This window comes from Brevibacterium senegalense (assembly GCF_000285835.1).
GTDB lineage: Bacteria > Actinomycetota > Actinomycetes > Actinomycetales > Brevibacteriaceae > Brevibacterium > Brevibacterium senegalense.
On the sequence record NZ_HE978602.1, the window covers coordinates 244673 to 261471 of the forward strand.

General features: G+C 72.2%; 16 protein-coding genes and 1 riboswitch. Of the genes, 4 read left to right on the forward strand and 12 right to left on the reverse strand.

The window, feature by feature from the left end:
* Nucleotides 1-36 precede the first annotated feature (36 nt).
* Nucleotides 37-1113 carry an NADP-dependent oxidoreductase gene (locus HGBR_RS06925; protein ID WP_019158610.1) on the forward strand — a complete coding sequence of 359 codons (1077 nt, stop codon included), beginning with the start codon at nucleotides 37-39 and terminating at the stop codon, nucleotides 1111-1113.
* Nucleotides 1114-1196: 83 nt separating this feature from the next.
* Here HGBR_RS06925 and HGBR_RS06930 read toward each other — a convergent pair whose 3' ends face one another.
* The 10 genes from HGBR_RS06930 to ribD form a co-directional block, all read right to left on the reverse strand.
* Nucleotides 1197-2222, reverse strand: coding sequence for an asparaginase (locus tag HGBR_RS06930; RefSeq protein ID WP_019158611.1), 1026 nt, complete (start codon nucleotides 2220-2222; stop codon nucleotides 1197-1199).
* A 95-nt stretch (nucleotides 2223-2317) separates the two neighbouring features.
* Nucleotides 2318-3232 (reverse strand): prenyltransferase, encoded by a 915-nt coding sequence (locus HGBR_RS06935; protein ID WP_019158612.1) that lies wholly within the window; start codon nucleotides 3230-3232, stop codon nucleotides 2318-2320.
* Nucleotides 3229-3669, reverse strand: a complete 441-nt coding sequence (locus HGBR_RS16880) for a lycopene cyclase domain-containing protein (protein WP_019158613.1) — start codon at nucleotides 3667-3669, stop codon at nucleotides 3229-3231. Before HGBR_RS16880 ends, HGBR_RS06935 begins: the two co-directional genes overlap by 4 nt.
* On the reverse strand, nucleotides 3666-4061 hold the full coding sequence (locus HGBR_RS06945; protein WP_083882777.1) for a lycopene cyclase domain-containing protein: 396 nt from the start codon (nucleotides 4059-4061) through the stop codon (nucleotides 3666-3668). The genes HGBR_RS16880 and HGBR_RS06945 overlap by 4 nt, the downstream gene beginning before the upstream one ends.
* Nucleotides 4058-5743 carry a phytoene desaturase family protein gene (crtI, locus tag HGBR_RS06950; protein ID WP_019158615.1) on the reverse strand — a complete coding sequence of 562 codons (1686 nt, stop codon included), beginning with the start codon at nucleotides 5741-5743 and terminating at the stop codon, nucleotides 4058-4060. The genes HGBR_RS06945 and crtI overlap by 4 nt, the downstream gene beginning before the upstream one ends.
* Nucleotides 5740-6732: a phytoene/squalene synthase family protein gene (locus HGBR_RS16885; protein ID WP_245533285.1), complete on the reverse strand. Its 993-nt coding sequence runs from the start codon at nucleotides 6730-6732 to the stop codon at nucleotides 5740-5742. Before HGBR_RS16885 ends, crtI begins: the two co-directional genes overlap by 4 nt.
* Nucleotides 6733-6769: 37 nt before the next feature.
* Nucleotides 6770-7288: a 6,7-dimethyl-8-ribityllumazine synthase gene (ribH, locus tag HGBR_RS06960; protein WP_019158617.1), complete on the reverse strand. Its 519-nt coding sequence runs from the start codon at nucleotides 7286-7288 to the stop codon at nucleotides 6770-6772.
* Nucleotides 7288-8691 (reverse strand): bifunctional 3,4-dihydroxy-2-butanone-4-phosphate synthase/GTP cyclohydrolase II, encoded by a 1404-nt coding sequence (locus tag HGBR_RS06965; protein ID WP_019158618.1) that lies wholly within the window; start codon nucleotides 8689-8691, stop codon nucleotides 7288-7290. The genes ribH and HGBR_RS06965 overlap by 1 nt, the downstream gene beginning before the upstream one ends.
* Nucleotides 8688-9425 carry a riboflavin synthase gene (locus HGBR_RS06970; protein WP_019158619.1) on the reverse strand — a complete coding sequence of 246 codons (738 nt, stop codon included), beginning with the start codon at nucleotides 9423-9425 and terminating at the stop codon, nucleotides 8688-8690. Before HGBR_RS06970 ends, HGBR_RS06965 begins: the two co-directional genes overlap by 4 nt.
* 3 nt (nucleotides 9426-9428) lie before the next feature.
* Entirely contained in the window at nucleotides 9429-10511 is a 1083-nt protein-coding gene (ribD, locus tag HGBR_RS06975) for a bifunctional diaminohydroxyphosphoribosylaminopyrimidine deaminase/5-amino-6-(5-phosphoribosylamino)uracil reductase RibD (protein WP_019158620.1), read from the reverse strand.
* A gap of 129 nt (nucleotides 10512-10640) precedes the next feature.
* Nucleotides 10641-10774, reverse strand: a riboswitch (FMN riboswitch).
* Between the two features lie 77 nt (nucleotides 10775-10851).
* Between ribD and HGBR_RS20740 the strand changes: the two genes are divergently transcribed.
* A complete protein-coding gene (locus HGBR_RS20740) occupies nucleotides 10852-11670 on the forward strand; it encodes a DUF6176 family protein (protein WP_245533286.1) in 819 nt (272 codons plus the stop codon).
* Between the two features lie 208 nt (nucleotides 11671-11878).
* Complete coding sequence (locus HGBR_RS06990) at nucleotides 11879-13996, forward strand: RecQ family ATP-dependent DNA helicase (protein ID WP_019158622.1); 2118 nt, start codon at nucleotides 11879-11881, stop codon at nucleotides 13994-13996.
* A gap of 92 nt (nucleotides 13997-14088) precedes the next feature.
* On the opposite strand, the gene HGBR_RS18785 is transcribed toward HGBR_RS06990, so the two are convergent.
* The gene (locus tag HGBR_RS18785) at nucleotides 14089-14928 is read right to left on the reverse strand and encodes a DUF4184 family protein (protein WP_019158623.1); all 840 of its coding nucleotides are present in this window, start codon (nucleotides 14926-14928) and stop codon (nucleotides 14089-14091) included.
* Between the two features lie 71 nt (nucleotides 14929-14999).
* On the opposite strand from HGBR_RS18785, the gene HGBR_RS07000 reads away from it, so the two are divergent.
* Nucleotides 15000-15974, forward strand: coding sequence for an NADP-dependent oxidoreductase (locus tag HGBR_RS07000; RefSeq protein WP_019158624.1), 975 nt, complete (start codon nucleotides 15000-15002; stop codon nucleotides 15972-15974).
* Nucleotides 15975-16028: 54 nt separating this feature from the next.
* Here the strand turns inward: HGBR_RS07000 and HGBR_RS07005 are convergent, their stop codons facing one another.
* The gene (locus HGBR_RS07005; protein WP_245533287.1) at nucleotides 16029-16796 is read right to left on the reverse strand and encodes a DUF3152 domain-containing protein; all 768 of its coding nucleotides are present in this window, start codon (nucleotides 16794-16796) and stop codon (nucleotides 16029-16031) included.
* Between the last annotated feature and the right edge of the window lie 3 nt (nucleotides 16797-16799).

Genomic DNA, 16799 nt, shown 5'->3' on the forward strand with positions numbered 1-16799 from the left:
GTGCGGGGCGGCTCACCAGTGCGAGGACGCGCGCCCGTGCAGCAGGCGCCGCCGCGCGACGAGATGCCGCATCCGGCAGAGAAGGGGACCTCGATGACGACGACCTACCGCAGCTACCGCCTGGCCTCCCGCCCGCAGGGCGCGCCCACGGCCCAGAACTTCGAGATCGCGCAGAAGCCGATCCCCACCCCGCGCGAGGGCCAGGCCGTCCTCCGCACCCTCTACCTGTCCCTGGACCCCTACATGCGCGGCCGCATGGACGATGCGAAGTCGTACGCGGCCCCGGTGGAGATCGGCGGGCTCATGGTGGGCGCGACCGTCTCCGAGGTCGTGGCCACCGAATCGGACGCCGTCGCCGTGGGCGACATCGTGCTGGGCTACGGGGGCTGGGCGGAGTACTCGGTGGAGGACGCGAGCGTCCTGCGCGTGCTCGACCCCGCCGACGTCCCGGTCACCACCGCACTGGGCGTCCTGGGCATGCCCGGCTTCACCGCGTACGCCGGCCTGCTGGCGCTGGGCAAGCCGCAGCCGGGCGAGACCGTTGCGGTCGCCGCCGCCACCGGTCCCGTGGGGTCCGCGGTCGGTCAGATCGCGAAGGTCAAGGGCGCGACGGCGATCGGCATCGCCGGTGGCCAGAAGAAGGTCGACCTGCTGCGCGAGTTCGGCTTCGATCAGGCGCTCGACCACCGCAGCGGCGATCTGCGGGCGGAGCTCAAGGCGGCGGCACCGGACGGCATCGACGTCTACTTCGAGAACGTGGGCGGAGCGGTCTGGGACGCGGTGCTGCCGCGGCTCAACACGTTCGCCCGCGTGCCGGTGTGCGGCCTGGTCGCCCAGTACAACGGCACGTCCGAGTTCGCTCCGGCCGGCTCGATGGAGCGCGTCATGCGGTCCGTCCTCACGAAGTCGCTGACCCTGCGCGGCTTCATCCAGAACGAGTTCGTCGAGTCGATGCACGACGATTTCCTGCGCGACATGACGCAGTGGGTGAAGTCCGGCCAGGTGAAGTACCAGGAGGAGGTCATCGACGGGTTCGACAACGTGCTGGATGCGTTCAACGACATGCTGGCGGGGAAGAACTTCGGCAAGACGGTCGTGAAGATCGCGGAGTGACAGCAACGAGACTCTTGATCTGCGACGAAGCTTCGTCGCAGATCAAGAGTCTCGTCGTGTCTCCGTGAGTGCGTGGCTCCCGCTCAGAGCTGCGGGAAGTCCGTCCCGAACTCCAGCGCCAGGATGAGTGCCAGCCGCGCCTTCCGTGCATTCAGTGTTCCCGCGGGGACGAGTCCGCGGCCCAGCAGGTCGATCTCCGCACCCGGATAGCCGTACGTCCGCTGGAGCACTGCGCCGGCCCCGGTCCGGGACGCGAGCACGACGGGCATGCGCGTGGCCAGCGCTCCCACGCGCTCAGCCGTCCCCGCGGGGACGTGCCCGCCGCCCACACCGGCGAGGACGCAGCCGCGATACCCCGCTGCGGCCAGACCGTCGAGCAGGACCAGGTCGTCGTCCAGCCCGGCCTCGATGAGGGCGACGCGCGGCAGCGCTGCGGGGTCCGCCGGTGACGGCGGGACGGTCCAGCCGTCCGGGACCGGGGCCTCGGTGGGGGTGTGGGGGAGGATGAGCCGGTCCTCGGAGATCCAGCCCAGCGGACCCTGCCCGGGGCTGGCGGAGAACGCCGCGACCGAGGTCGTGTGCGCCTTCACGACGGTCGCCGGGTCGAAGACCTCGTCCGCGAAGACGAGGGACGCGGCCAGTCGCCGGTCCGCCGCCAGCGCGCGGACGCGCGCGTCCAGTGCGGTGATGGCCGCCGCGCGCACGTTCGCGCCACCGTCCGCGCCCGGGAGTGAGGGATTGCGCATCGCACCGTTCAGCACGACGGGGATGCCCGCGTCGTTCAGGAGCGAGAGGACGAAGGCGGAGTCCTCGAGCGTGTCCGTGCCCTGCGTGAGGACGACCCCGTGGGCGCCGGACGCCGCGGCGGCGCGGATCGAGCGGACTGCTGCGAAGAGGTGGGCGAGCGTGATGGAGCCCGAGCCCACCTGCGCCAGCTGCTCGAAGGTCACGTGCGGCGGACCGCCGGGCAGGTCGAGGGTGTCGAGGTGCGCGGCGGCGGCGATCTGCTCCGCACCCACGGTGGGAGCGACGCCGGAGGCCGCGTCCTCCTGCGGGACGGAGGCGATCGTGCCGCCCAGGGCGATGATGTGGAGGTGGGAAGCGCTCATGCCTCGCAGTGTAGGGGGCCATGGGGCCGGGTGCGGTTGACGGTGGTGGAGGGAACCCGGCCCGGCGGCAGGAGCGCTCAACGCGGCAGGAGCGCTCAGCCCGGCGGCAGGAGGCCCGCATGGACGAGGAGCAGCATGGTGACACCGAATCCCACGGCGTAGTTGAGCCAGAGGAAGGACACCCAGCCGCGGTGTGCCTGTGCGGACGTGTCGTCCGTGATGCGGGCGAACCGGGCGACGGAGACCAGATACGGCAGCGCGCCCAGGGCCGCCCATCCCAGCACCGGTCCCGTTCCCAGCGCCAGCAGGCCGGCCGCGGCGTACCCGATGAGCGCGACCCACACGGTGGCCCGCGCACCCAGGACGGTCGCGATCGAGGCGATGCCGGCCTCGCGGTCGGGGCCCACGTCCTGCACCGCGCCGAACGCCTGGCTGGCGGCACCCCACAGGAAGAACGCGCCCAGGCCGAACCAGCCGGCCGCCGTGGGCCACACACCCAGCGCCGCGAGTGCGACCCACGCGGGTGAGGAGAAGTGGGTCGAGGAGGTCAGCGAGTCCAGGAACGGGATCTCCTTGAACCGCAGCCCGCGCGCGGAGTACGCGACGACCGCGAAGAGGGACAGCGCCAGCACCGGCAGCACCGCCGGATGGCCCGCGACCGCCAGCCACACGACGAAGGGCAGGCACGCGACGACGGCAGCGAGGATGACGGTGCGGTGGACGCGGCGGTCCAGGACGTCGCCCTCGACGCCGCCCTTGCGCGGGTTGCGGAGGTCGGACTCATAGTCGAAGACGTCGTTGATCCCGTACATCGCCAGGTTGTAGGGGACGAGGAAGAAGAAGCAGCCCGCCCAGAACGTGGGGCCCAGGTCGCCACCGGCCAGCAGCCAGGCCGCCCCGAACGGGTACGCGGTGTTGATCCACGACAGCGGCCTCGAGGTCCAGAACAGGTGCCGCAGCCGCCGGCCGGCGGAGAGGGGTGCTTCGGATCGGGGCTGGTCAGTCGTCATGGTGTTCCCTCCGTCGCCGAGGCCGCGGCCGCCCCCGCCCGTACCGCCCGGCCGACCGCGGGGCGACCTGCCCGACGGGACGTGGAGCCCGGCAGCAGCGTCCACAGCGCCGGCAGCGCGAGGACGGCGAACACGGTGTAGGCGAAGTCCTCGATCGGCATGATGCCCAGGCGCACGCCGGAGATCTGCGCGGCCCCGTAGTCCACGAGCCCCACCCCGATCATGATGTTGTCGAACACGGCGGTGAGGGTGAGGAGGACCAGCGCGGTGATGCCCAGCGCCCGCCGGTTCAGGCGTCGTGTGCTGCGCGTGCCACCCGGCCCGGAGTCCATGCCCGGCCCGGAGCCCGTGTCCGCAGAGCGGCCTGACCGCAGCGCCGCCACGAGCACCGCGACCGCGGCCACGAGGAACACCGCATTCAGGATCCAGTACGTCATGCCCGCTCCCTCCGCCGCTCCAGCAGCCGCACTGCACCCGTGTACACGTTCATCGTGAGCCAGCAGAGGAAGATGAGGAAGAGGAGCTCCTCGACGGGCAGCTCGGGGGCCAGCAGCACCCCCGTCATATAGGGGGTCTCGCCGCGGAAGAAGACGCCCAGCGCGATCCCGCCCGCATCCCACAGGAGGAATGCCGCGACCCCGACGACGTGGACGATCGCCGCCCGCCGGGCATCCGCGAACCAGAACAGGCGGTGCCGCCAGTCGAGCATGAGCATCCCGAAGAGGCTGAACAGCAGGCACGCGGTGTACGCGAACGGCGTGAACGCTCCCAGGGGCTGTGCCTCCTGTGCCACAAGTGCAACCGTCCCCGCAGCCACCGCCGCACTCATGCGCCCTCCAGGAACCGCAGGGCGTCGATCGCGTTCTCCGCGCTCATGACGCACATGGGCAGCCCCACCCCGGGTGCGGTGAACGCGCCGGCCCGCAGCAGGTTGGGCACTCGCGGCGACACGACGGAATCGCGGAACATCGCGCTCTGGCCCAGCGTGTGCGCGGGCCCCAGCGCGGTCCCGGACCACGCGTGGAACTCGTGCGCGAAGTCCCCGGGCGCCTGCACGCGCCGCACCCGCGTCCGCTGCCGCAGATCCGGCGCCCCCACCCGTGCTCCCACGGAGTCGATGACCCGGTCCGCGTACGCCTCCAGCTCCGCCTGGCCTGCCCGCAGCGACGGGTTCGCGGGGAACGGGACGAGGATGAAGAGGTTCTCGCACCCGTCCGGCGCCACGCCCGCATCCGTGACGCTGGGTGCGCACACATACGTGCTCGCGGGTTCCGGCGGCCCCGCTGCGCGCCCGCCGAAGACGGAGGCGAAGTTCGCCTCCCAGTCGTCGGTGAAGAACAGATTGTGGTGCTGCAGTCCGGGCACGCGGCCCTCGACCCCCAGCAGGATCGTGAGCGCGCCCATCCCCGGGTCTCGCTTCTCCCACACCCGCGCCGGGACGCTCACCAGCGCGGGCGGCAGCAGCCGGGTCTCCACGTGGTGGAGGTCGCACGCGGCCACGACCCAGTCCGGCTCCAGCGTGAGGACGCCGTCCGCGGTCCGGGCGACGACCTCGGCGATGGAGCGGTCCCAGCGGCGACCGCGACGCGGACCCGGCCGCAGCGACAGCACGTCCGCGCCCGTGCGGATCCGTGCGCCCGCGTCGCGGGCCAGCCGCGCGAACGCGTCGATGAGGGTGCCGAACCCGCCGCGCGGATACTGCACGCCGTCGATGAGGTCCATGCGGCTCATGAGGTGGTACAGCGCGGGCGTCCGCTGTGGGTCCGTCGCGAGGAACACGGACGGGTACAGGAGGATCTGCCGCAGCAGCGGTTGCCGGAACCGCGCGTGGACGTGGTCGCGGAGGCTGCCGGTCAGGAGGCCCGGCAGCTGGGGCAGGACTGCCCGGGTGCCGGGGTCCCGCCCCGCTGCGGCCAGCACCCCGCTGCCGAGGCCGCCCAGACTCCGCACCCGGCCCGCCAGTCCGGTGGGGCCGCGGTGCTCGCGGCCGAAGTCGGTGCGCAGTGCGTGCACGCTGGCCAGGTCGTAGAGGCGGGAGGCGCTGTCGAGGTGGTCGTCGAGGGCGGCCGACGAGCCGGGCTCCAGTGCCTCCGCGAGCGTATGGAGGGCCTCGCGGTCCGGGACGATGTCGAGGGGAGAGGGGAACGAGTCGGCGTGCCCGGCAGACGGGAGACCCGTGTCGCCTGCTGACGCGGTGTCGGATCCTGCGGCGGGGGCCGTGTCCGCGTGGCGGTGGCCGGGGAACAGGCGGTAGGAGACGGGCAGGTCGATGAGGTCCAGCTCCTGCGCGGCGCTGGTGCCGAAGCGGCGGAAGAAGGCGTCGAAGACCTCGGGCATGAGGTACCAGGACGGACCCGTGTCGAAGAGGTAACCGGCCTCCTCGTGCGTGCCAGCGCGTCCGCCCACCTGGTCGCGGCGCTCCAGGACGGTCACGTCGTGCCCGTCCTGCGCGGCCAGCGCCGCGGTCGCGAGTCCGGCGATGCCGGCGCCGATGACGACGACCTCACTCATGCTGAGTCACCCTCCGTGCTCGTGGTGGCGGACCGGGTGTGTGCGCCGTCCGTCGCGCCCAGGTCCGCAGCTGCTCGGTCGAGCCCCGGCCACGAGGTGCGGGGACGACCGGCCGCGGCGCGCGCGGCCAGGCCCGCCTTGACGGGGTCCGGCACACGGATGCGGGTGCGCGCGATCCGGTGGGCGGGGGTGGCCGCGATGCGGTGGGTGAGCTCGGCGAACACGCCGAAGGCCGTCCACACGGCAGGTCGGACACGCGTGGGCAGCAGGTCGATCGCGGGCGCGGCCCGGGCGAGTTCCGCGAAGATCTGGCCGGTCAGACGGTCGCGGTCCCCGGTCGTGAAGCCGGTCTGCGCCTGCCCCGGTGCCACGACGTAGCCGCGCCTCAGGCGGGCGGAGTCGTGCGCGATGTCGCGCAGGAAGTTGACCTTCTGGAACGCAGAGCCCAGGGCTCGGGCCCCCGGCAGCAGCCGGTGTTCCGCATCCGCGGGCAGCGGAGCGCCGTCGAAGAAGGCGAGGACGCACATTTCGCCCACGACTTCGGCGGAGCCGTGGATGTAGGCGACGAGCTGGTCGCGGGAGAGGACGGTGGCGGTGACGGGATCTGCCGGGATGTCGGAGCGCATCGACGCGAAGAACGGCTCCCACTGGGCGGGGCCGATGCCCGTGCGGCGGGCGGTCAGCGCGAACGCGTGGGCGACGAGGTCCGTGGAGAACCCCGTCTGCACCGCGCGGGTGATGACGGTCTCGAACCGGTCCAGCTCCACGTGGAGGTCCGCAGGATCCGCGCCCTCCCAGGCGCCGTCGACCAGCTCGTCCGCGACGCGCACCATCGCGTACACCGCTTCGATGTGTGCGCGGATGCGCCCCGGCAGAGCGGACGTGGCCAGCGAGAACGACGTCGAATAGCTGCGCATGACGCGCCGCGCAGCGGTCCGCGCCGTCAGCGCGAAGTGGTCCGCGGGTGAGCGGTGCGGCAGGACGGGCATGGGTGCCATTGTCCCTGATCCGGATCGGGGAGTCGTCTCAGCTCCGACGGATGCGCCGCAGCGTCGCTGCCGTCTCCAGCGCGGCGGCGGTCGCCTCGTACCCCTTGTCCTCAGCGGACGGCTGACCGTCGCCGCGGTCGGCCAGACCCGCCCGGTCGAGCGCCTGCTCGTCCGTGTCGCAGGTCAGCAGGCCGAATCCGATGGGTGTGCGCGACTCCAGCGAGGCCCGCGTGAGTCCGTCCGTCGCGGCGCCGCACACGTAGTCGAAGTGGGGAGTGCCACCGCGGATGACGACACCCAGGGCGACGACTGCGTCGAAGCGTTCTGCGAGTTCCGCGGCGATGACGGGCAGCTCGAAGCTGCCGGGCGCCCGGACCAGGACGGGGGAGAGGCCCGCGTCGCGGGTCGCGCGCTGAGCACCCGCGATGAGCCCGTCCATGACGGTGTCGTGCCAGGACGAGGCGACGATCGCGACGGAGAGGGTGTTGAGCGAGTCCTCCGGATTCTGCGTGTCCGTGGGGGAGAGGACGGAGGTGGGAGCGCCGTGGTGGGCCATCAGGATGCCTTCCTGTCGTGAGCGGAGGTGTCGGTGGTGGGTGCGGGTGCGCTCGCCTCCAGCAGGTGCTGCATGCGGGCCCGCTTCGTCGCGAGGTAGTGGGCGTTCTGGGGGCGGGCGGTCGCCTCGAGCGGGACGCGGTCGACGACATCGATGCCGTGCGCCCGCAGCGCGTTGATCTTCGCGGGGTTGTTCGTCAGCAGGCGCACGCGGGTGAGCCCCATGTCGGTGAGGATCGCGGCGGCGGCACGGTAGTCGCGCGCGTCCTCCGGATGTCCCAGCTGCAGGTTCGCGTCGACCGTGTCCGCACCCTGCTCCTGCAGCCCGTACGCCCGGATCTTCTCCCACAGCCCGATGCCGCGGCCCTCGTGCCCGCGCACGTACACGACGACGCCGCCGTGCTGCGCGACGAGGTCCAGCGACTCGTCCAGCTGCTCGCCGCAGTCGCAGCGGTGCGACCCGAACGCGTCCCCGGTCAGGCACTCGGAGTGCACGCGGACCAGAGGTGCGTCCGCGGGAACCGCCGCTGGCTGCTCCGCGGTCGTCCCCAGGGGCGTCTGCTCCGGTGAAGCAGACTGCCCCGTGCCCACCGCCGACGAGGCCGCAGCAGGGTCCGCGGTCAGCCCCGCCTCGAGGGTCAGGTGCTCGGTGCCGGGACGCCCCTGCGGATCCAGCTGACGCCACGCGCGGGTGCGGAAGTCCCCGTGCGGGGTGGGGAGGGTGACGGCGGGGGTGGCGACGACCTCGGGCGCGGGGCCCAGGGGCTCCTGCGGGAGCCCCGTCGCGACGGCGTCCGCAGCGTCCAGGTGCGCGATGAGGTCCGCGATCGAGATGAGCGGCAGGCCGTGGGCGTCCGCGAAGACGCGCAGGTCGTCGCCGCGCAGCATGGGGCCGTGGTCGTGGACGAGCTCGGCGATGACGGCGACCTCGCCCAGATCCGCCAGGCGGCACAGCTCGACGCCGGCCTCCGTGTGGCCGGGGCGTTCGCGGACCCCGCCGTCGCGGGCGATGAGCGGCAGGACGTGGCCGGGCCGGGTGATCGAGGCGGGGTCCGGGGACTCGGTCGCCAGGGTGTGGACGGTGACGGTGCGGTCCGCGGCGCTGATCCCCGTCGTGACGCCGGTCGCCGCGTCGCAGGTGACGGTGTAGGCGGTGCCCTTCGCGTCCTCGTTCACGGCCGTCATGGGAGGCAGGTCCAGCGCCTGTGCCCGAGCCGCCGGCATCGGCGCGCACACGACCCCCGAGGTGTGCCGGATGATGAAACCCATCCACTCCGGGGTCATCGTCGTGGCGGGCATGATGAGGTCGCCCTCATTCTCGCGGTCCTCGTCATCGACGACGATGACGGGCCGCCGGTCGCGCAGGGCGGCCAGCGCGGTGTCGATGGTGTCGAGGCGGATCATGACAGGTCTCCTTCTGAGGTGGTCGGTGTGGGAGCGGCGGTCCGGAACTCCGTGAGGCGGGCGGCGTACTTCGCGATGACGTCGACCTCGACGTTGACCGCGTCACGCTCCCGCAGCACACCCATGCGGGTCGCGGCCAGGGTGACGGGGATGAGGCTGACCTCGACCCAGTGCTGATCGTCGTCCGGGTGCGCGGGGCTCACCGCGGAGATCGTGAGCGAGATCCCGTCGAGCGCGATCGACCCCTTCTCCGCTGTGAACGGGGCCAGCTCTGCGGGCAGGCCGATGCGCACGCGCACCCAGTCGCCCTCGTCGACGACGGCCAGCACGGTGCCCGTCCCGTCGACGTGGCCCTGCACGATGTGCCCGTCGAACCGGTCGCCCGCGCGCGGGCACCGCTCGAGGTTGACGGGGTCGCCGGGGGACAGCCGGCCCACCGTCGTGCGGGTGAGGGTCTCGCCCATGACGTGGGCGGTGAAGAGGCCCGAGGCCGGGCCTGGGACGGACGACCCCGTCGCCGAGGCCGGGGTCGGCTGTGCGACGGTGTCTCGTGCTGCAGCCGTGGCTCCGGCGTTGGGCGCCTGGGTGAGGCACACGCCGTTCACTGCCAGCGAGCCCCCGTCCGGCAACCCGTCCAGGACCCTGCCTGCGCGCAGGGTCAGCACCGCCGAGCCCTCACCCGTCGGCACGAGCGAGACGACCTCGCCCATCTCCTCGATGATTCCGGTGAACATGGGTCAGCTGCCTTTCGTGGGTGCGGGAGTAGGACTGAGCCGAAGGAGGGTGTCCGGATTCGGCGCGCTGTCCGACAGCGGCTCGACGGGGTCCGACACCCAGCGGATGCCGTCCGCCAGGGTCGTGATGCCCAGGTCTGCGAGACCGGTCAGCCCGTCGCCCAGGAGGAGCGGCGCGATGTGGAGCTCCAGCTCGTCGACCAGGTCCGCGCGCACCAGCGCACCGGCCAGCTGCGCGCCGCCCTCGACGAGGACGTGGTCGAGGCCGCGCGTCTTGAGATCCTCGAGCGCCGAGCGGGGATCGCGCGTGCGCAGATGGATCGTGCGCGGATCCTGCGCCAGGTGCGAGGCGGGGTCGAGGCCCCGCATCCCGACGACGACGGGGACGGGCTGGGTGATCTCGGCCTCGGAAGTCTCAGCGGCCTCGGCGGCGGGGCGGGCGGTGAGTCGCGGGTCGTCCGCCAGGGCGGTCCCGGTGCCCACGATGACGGCGTCGGCCCGGGCGCGCAGGGTGTGGACGCGAGCACGGGAGGCCGCTGAGGTGATCCACTGGGAGGTGCCGTCCGCAGCGGCGATCCGGCCGTCCAGACTCTGCGCGATCTTGACGGTGACGAAGGGACGGCGCTCGCCCACAGCGGTGAGCCAGCGCGCGTTGAGGGCGCGGGCCTGGGCCTCGCGGACGCCGGTCGTGACGCGGACACCGGCCTCGCGCAGTCGCTGTGCGCCGCCCGCAGCGGCGGGGTTGGGATCCGCGGAGGCGAGGACGACCTCGGGGATCCCGGTCTCCAGGATGAGGTCCGTGCACGGGGGCGTGCGGCCGTGGTGCGAGCAGGGCTCGAGCGTGACGCACAGGGTCGAGGCGGTCAGGTCGATGCCGGCGGACCGGGCTGCGCGGATGGCGGTGGGCTCGGCGTGCGCGGTGCCGGCGCCCGCGTGGTGACCTGTGATGGCAGTGCCGTCCGGGGCGATAATGGCGGCGCCCACCAGCGGGTTCGCTCCCCGGACGCCCAGGCGGGCGGCTGCGAGGGCGGCATCCATCGCGGCGACGACGGATGCGTGGGGGATCGTCTGCGGCGACTGATCCATTCATCTCTCCTCGGACCGGTGTCCGAGTCGAGGGAGGTGATCCGTCGGAACGGTCCGACGGAGCTGCGTGGGGATGCACGTCAGGGTTCGCCTGTGCGAACCGTGACGCGGTGCAGTTCACCCGCGCTCACGATGCTCCTCCCATCCAGACTTTCACTGTCGGTCTCGGAATTTCACCGAGTCAACCGGCCCCTCCGTGAAGAGTGGCGCGGCTCGCGGACTGTCACCGCCGGTACGGAATCTCACCGTCCCCGGAACATGTGACACAGACGATAGCAGGGGGTGCGGACGCGGACCAGGGCGGGGTCGGTTCATGTCGGAGTGTGGCAGGGTGATGCGCATGGCTGACGACGACGTCCCGCGCATTCCGTTCCGTCCCGTACCTCGCGAGTTCGCGGGGTTCCCGATGCCTCCGACCGTGCCGCCGGGACTGCGGCTGGAACTCAGCCGCTCCCGCGTCGTCGAGGGGCACGAGGACGAGCTGCAGGAGTGGATGACGGTGCTGACCGACCGCTACGACGAGGCGGTCGCGGCTCTTCCGGCCGAGCGCGCGGTGTTCGAGGCGACGTTCCGGAACCGCGAGGCGGACGGGTCGCTGTGGATCTACCACCTGTCTCTCATGGGCGAGGACGGGGGCGGCCTCGACGAGTCCAACCCGATCGATGCGGCGCACGCGGCGTACAGCCGACGCGTGAAGGAGCCGGGGTGGGAGGAGATCGAGCCGATGTTCATGCTGGCTCCGGACCATCTGCGCGATGCGATGCAGCGGTGGGGCGAGACGGGTGCTGTGGGAGACCTGTCGAGGGACACCCTCGTGCGCCTCGAGAGACGGGGCTGGGACTCGCTGTGCGACGGCACCGGCGGCTCGTACTACGGCGAACTGATGACTGACGACGGCCTCATGGTCCTCGTGAATGGCATGGTCATGGATCGAGACGCCGTCGTGGCATCGCTCGATGGGGTACCGACCTGGGATCGCTGTGCGATGAGCGAGCACCGCGTCGTCCCGATCGGCGCGGATGCAGCCGTCCTCGTCTACCGGGCTGTCGCATCGCGAGGCGATGAGCCCCCGTTCGAGGCACTCATGACCAGCACCTATGTCCTCGTGGACGGGGAACCCCGTCTGGCTCTGCACCAGCAGACGACCGCCACGCACTGATACGGACACTGCGACGCCGCGGCCCTGGTTGCGGTCGCCTGTTCCGCGGACGACCGTGCCCCGGCCGCAGCCCGGGGCCTGTGCCCTGAGCCCGGTCGTGGAGGCCGTGTGTCCGTGCCCTCCCCTAGAGTTCCCCACAAGAGGTCTCGCTGACCGCGGGACCCGGATCCTGCTGAAGACGACGAGCCAGGACGAGCGGAGGCGCCCCATGTATGACGACGGCAGCCATGACGACGGATCGACCACGACCCTGCTGGATGCGGCCACCCGGCTCCTCGTAGAGCTGACCGGCCGCGAGGATGCGCGGCTGCGGGACGGCCAGGCGGAAGCGATCGAGGCGCTCGTCGCGGACCGCCGCCGCGCCCTCGTCGTCCAGCGGACCGGCTGGGGCAAGTCCGCCGTCTACTTCATCGCGGCCAAGCTCATGCGACAGGCCGGCCGCGGCCCCTCCCTCATCATCTCCCCGCTGCTCGCACTCATGCGCGACCAGGTCGCCGCTGCGGCGCGCGCCGGTGTCGTGGCGCGGACGCTCAACTCCGCGAACATGACGGAATGGGACGAGGTGCGGGAGGACCTGGCCGCCGGTCGGGTCGACGTCCTCCTCGTGTCACCGGAGCGGCTCACCAACCCGTCCTTCCGCGACTCCGTCATGCCGGACCTGCTGGGCTCCATCGGCATGATCGTCGTGGACGAGGCGCACTGCATCTCCGACTGGGGCCACGACTTCCGCCCCGACTACCGCCGGATCGGCGCGATGATCCGCGAGCTGCCCCCGGGCACGCCCGTCCTCGCGACGACCGCGACCGCCAACTCCCGCGTCGTCGCGGACGTGGCGGAGCAGCTGGGCGACGACACCCTCGTGATCCGCGGCCCGCTGGCGCGCGCCTCGCTGCGCCTGGGCGTCACAGGAGTGCGCCCGCCCGGCGTGCGACTGGCCTGGTTGGCGGAGCACCTGGGCGACTTCCTGGGCTCCGGCATCATCTACACGCTCACGGTCGCCGCGGCGCAGGACGCGACGCGCGCGCTGCGCGAAGCCGGCTGGGACGTCGCGACCTACACCGGTGGCACGGACCCGGAGGAGCGCGAGCAGCTGGAGGCCGCGCTCAAGGAGAACCGCGTCAAGGCGCTGGTCGCCACGTCCGCCCTGGGCATGGGCTTCGACAAGCCGGACCTGGGCTTCGTCATCCACATGGGCGCGCCGTCGTCGCCCGTCGCGTACTACCAGCAGGTGGGCCGTGCGGGGCGTGCGACCAGCTCCGCGGACGTCCTGCTCATGCCGGGGCGCGAGGACGAGGACATCTGGGAGTACTTCGCGACGGCCTCGATGCCGGAGGAGGACGACGCGCGTGCGGTGCTCGACGCGTTGGCCCACGAGGGGACGCTGTCCGTGCCTGCTCTGGAGACCCGCGTGGGCGTGCGTCGCGGCAGGCTCGAACTGCTGCTCAAGACCCTCAGCGTCGACGGTGCGGTCGAGCGGGTCCGCGGCGGGTACGCCTCCACGGGTGCGGGATGGGAGTACGACGGGGAGCGCTACCGGACGGTCGCGGAGGTGCGGCGGGCGGAGGCGCAGTCGATGCTCGACTACGAATCGACCACGATGTGCCGCATGCGCTTCCTCACCGAAGCACTGGACGACCCTGACCCGCAGGACTGCGGCCGGTGCGACAACTGCGATGCGCAGTGGTGGTCCGACGACGTGAGTGACGAGGCGCGGCACAAGGCACGTGCAGCGCTGTCCTCCGTGGGCATCCCCATCGAGCCGCGCGGCCAGTGGCCCACCGGCATGTCGAACCTGGGTGTCTCCCTGTCCGGGCGGATCCCTGCGGAGCAGCGTGCCGCAGAGGGGCGCGCCGTCGCCCGCCTCACGGACCTGGGTGCGGGACAGCGGCTGCGGGAGTTCCTGGCCCCCAACGCCGCCGATGGACCGGTGCCGGACGACATCGGAGCCCTCTGCGTCCAGACCCTGCAGCAGTGGAACTGGGAGCACCGCCCGGATGAGGTCATCGCGGTTCCCAGCACACGAAGGCCGCAGACCGTCCGCTCGCTGGCCGCGAACCTGGCGGCGACGGGACGACTCACGGATCTGGGCGACCTCCAGCTGGTCCACGACCACGGGGGCCCGGACGTCAACAGCGCTTTCCGTCTCAAGGAGGTCCACAACGCGTTCGCCCTGTCGCCGGAGCAGGCGGAGCAGGTGCACGGCCGGACCGTGCTGCTGGTCGACGACCTGGTGGTGTCCCGCTGGACGCTCACCGTCTGCGCACGCGAGCTCATGCTCGCCGGCGCGAATGCGGTGCTGCCGTTCGCGCTCGCCCTGCGAGGGTGACCGCCGTGCGATCGCGGTGACCGTCACAGGCAGAGCCCAGCGAACGCGGTCGAGGCTGCGAACACCGGCTGCGTCGACTCAGTCGCCTCGGGTCACGAGGTCGCGAGACGGCGATGCGACGCGCGGCGCGCCTTCCGCCGTTCGATGCGCCCCACCCGGAGCCGGTGGATGACCGCCATGACCGTCGCGGCGCAGATGGCCGCTGCCGTCGAGTTCGTGAGGACGTCCTGGATGAAGACGTCCAACGCGCCGGGCACGGTCGCCCGCGCTGCGTGGACGAGCACCAGGGCGACGCCTGCCATCGCCGCCAGCGCCGGCACTGCGAACATCCACGTCGCCTGGTCCTCCAGGATCTGCGGCACCGTGTGCTCGGAGCGGTTCGTGATCCGCCGGACCAGCCAGTAGGCGACGGCGAGCAGTCCCAGGAGCCCCGTCCCGTAGTGCAGGAGGGTGGCGATGTGGAATCCGGCGATCGACGAGTGCAGGACGTCGACCCGCTGCGCCAGCCACGAGTACGGGTGCGTGACCTGGTCCCACGCGATGTGGGTGAGACCGCCGATCATGAACGCGGGTACCGCCAGCAGCCACGGACGCAGACCCGTGGGCCGCGCGTGGGTCCGGCCCCGCAACCGCTTCGGCAGGGCATCCCGGTAGGCCGGCCGCAGCAGCCACCACCACAGGGCCAGGTACAGCAGGCCGATGACGACGTTGATCGTGAGGACGCCCCACGGCGAGTGGAGGATCTCTCGCAGCTGCAGGACAGAGGGGAGTGCGGGGTTCCCCAACCGCACGAGCAGGGTGTCGAGACCCGGGATCGCCCGGATGAACAGTCCGGAGTCCGGCACCATCGAGCCGATGACCAGTGCCGCCAGCGGCAGTCCGGACCGGGCCAGCGGAGCGACGGCGATCGGATGCGCGAACGTGACGGGCATGCGGTGGGGTCTCCTCGATCGGGCGGGCTCTGTCGTAGTGTCGCACTCATGGCTCGCGAAGAGGAGATCGAGTGACCCGGCTCATGCGCATCCACGGCTTCGACCGGTTCGGCTCAGCCGACGTGCAGGCGGTCCACCGCGTCCCGGAACCTACCCCGGGCGCAGGAGACGTGCGCATCCGGGTCACGGCAGTCAGCGTGAATCCCGGCGACATCAAGGTGCGGTCGGGTCAGCGGCAGACGTCCTTCCCCGCGGTGTTCCCCATGGCGATGGGCCGCGAGGCCGCGGGCGTCGTCCTCGAGACAGGCGCGGACGTGCCGCACGGTCTGCGGGTGGGCGACCGCGTCTTCGGATCCTGCGCGTCCGGGATCGGTGCGCTGGGAGAGCAGACACTCCTGACAGCGCAGAGCGCGACCCCCATCCCGGACGGGGTCGACGACGCACAAGCCGCCTGCATTCCGGTTGCCGTGGCCACGGCATTCGATGCGCTCGAGGAGCTGCGCATCGGTGCAGACGACACCCTCCTCGTCCTGGGTGCCGGCGGGGGAGTGGGTGTCCACGCGATCCAGCTCGCCCGGCACGCGGGAGCCCGCGTCATCGGCGTCGCGAGCAGCGCCAAGGCAGACCTCGTCGAGCGCTTCGGCGGCGTGCACGTGGCATCCGGGCCCGGCTGGGAGGACCGCGTGCGGGCAGCTGCGGGTGGGTCTCGGCGCGTCGACGCACTGCTCGACTGCGTGGGAGGCGATGTTCTTGGCGGTGGGATCGATCTCCTGGAGCAGATCCGCTCACCCCAGCCGGGAACCGCCCGGGTGCGCAGTGTCGCGGACCCGGCCGCGGCCTCGGCGGCGGGTGGCGGCGGCGTGACCCGCCGCCGCACCGCGGAGGTCTTCGCGCAGGTGGCGGAGCTCGTGGCGCGCGGAGCGATCGAGGTCGTCGTCGACCGAGTGCTCCCCTTCGACGAGGCCGCCCGCGCGGTCGCCCACGTGGAATCCGGTCACGCGCGGGGCAAGACAGTCGTCACGCTGGACGGCCCGAACCAGGCGTGATCCGCCTGCAGTCCTCGTTCCGCCGGCCACCCGCAGGCCTGGCCCTGCTGACTCTCACGCCACGGACGGCCACGCGTTGGGCTCGCAGCCCTGGAGCCCCTTCGTCTGCTGCTGCATGAGCGGTGCCGGCTCGCCCGCACCCGGGCACGTCTCATGTCCGTGGCCCAGCGCGTGCCCCACCTCGTGGTTGATGAGGTACTGGCGGTACTGGGTGAGCGAGTCGAACTCGTCTGTCGCGGACACCCACCGTTTCGCGTTGAGGATGACGTTGCGGCCGCTGCGGCAGGACAGCTCGCCGTTCGTGATGAGGGGCGCGCACATGCTGTCCGTCGTCGACGGCGCGGCGATGCTGATGACGGCGTCCGCCTGGTCCGCGTCCTCGACGCGGGCGAACGCCACCCCGTCCAGTTCCTCCCAGCCGCGCTCGTCGCGCAGGGTCTCCATGATGAAGCCGGTCGCCTGGTCGACGTCCACCGGCAGGTTCGACTCGACCCGGATCGCGACCTCGAACACCCTCGCACCGCCCGCGTCGTCCGCCTCATCCGATCCCGAGGCCGTGTCCCACTCCCCGCTGCCGGTCACCGGCACGTCGGTGGGCAGGGCCGTGGGCGTCGCCTGCTCGGGGGCCGCGAACGGGGTCGGTTCTGCGGTGGGAGACGCGGAGGGCGTCGCCGGGCCGGTGGGTCCACCCTCGACGCCGAGGTCCCCTGTCCCCGCCGTCGGACCGTCACCGGGTGACGCCGCGGACACCCCGCAGCCCGCCAGGACGGCGGTGGTCACGAGGGCGGCGGCGAGTCCTGCAGCGCGATGAGTCCGAAGCACCGG

Excerpts from the sequence above, each read along its gene's own strand:
- HGBR_RS06930 (WP_019158611.1), bottom strand. The coding sequence starts at position 2,222 with ATGAGCGCTTCCCACCTCCACATCATCGCCCTGGGCGGCACGATCGCC.
- HGBR_RS06935 (WP_019158612.1), bottom strand. The coding sequence starts at position 3,232 with ATGACGACTGACCAGCCCCGATCCGAAGCACCCCTCTCCGCCGGCCGG.
- HGBR_RS16880 (WP_019158613.1), bottom strand. The coding sequence starts at position 3,669 with ATGACGTACTGGATCCTGAATGCGGTGTTCCTCGTGGCCGCGGTCGCG.
- HGBR_RS06945 (WP_083882777.1), bottom strand. The coding sequence starts at position 4,061 with ATGAGTGCGGCGGTGGCTGCGGGGACGGTTGCACTTGTGGCACAGGAG.
- crtI (WP_019158615.1), bottom strand. The coding sequence starts at position 5,743 with ATGAGTGAGGTCGTCGTCATCGGCGCCGGCATCGCCGGACTCGCGACC.
- HGBR_RS16885 (WP_245533285.1), bottom strand. The coding sequence starts at position 6,732 with ATGCCCGTCCTGCCGCACCGCTCACCCGCGGACCACTTCGCGCTGACG.
- ribH (WP_019158617.1), bottom strand. The coding sequence starts at position 7,288 with ATGGCCCACCACGGCGCTCCCACCTCCGTCCTCTCCCCCACGGACACG.
- HGBR_RS06965 (WP_019158618.1), bottom strand. The coding sequence starts at position 8,691 with ATGATCCGCCTCGACACCATCGACACCGCGCTGGCCGCCCTGCGCGAC.
- HGBR_RS06970 (WP_019158619.1), bottom strand. The coding sequence starts at position 9,425 with ATGTTCACCGGAATCATCGAGGAGATGGGCGAGGTCGTCTCGCTCGTG.
- ribD (WP_019158620.1), bottom strand. The coding sequence starts at position 10,511 with ATGGATCAGTCGCCGCAGACGATCCCCCACGCATCCGTCGTCGCCGCG.
- HGBR_RS20740 (WP_245533286.1), top strand. The coding sequence starts at position 10,852 with ATGGCTGACGACGACGTCCCGCGCATTCCGTTCCGTCCCGTACCTCGC.
- HGBR_RS06990 (WP_019158622.1), top strand. The coding sequence starts at position 11,879 with ATGTATGACGACGGCAGCCATGACGACGGATCGACCACGACCCTGCTG.
- HGBR_RS18785 (WP_019158623.1), bottom strand. The coding sequence starts at position 14,928 with ATGCCCGTCACGTTCGCGCATCCGATCGCCGTCGCTCCGCTGGCCCGG.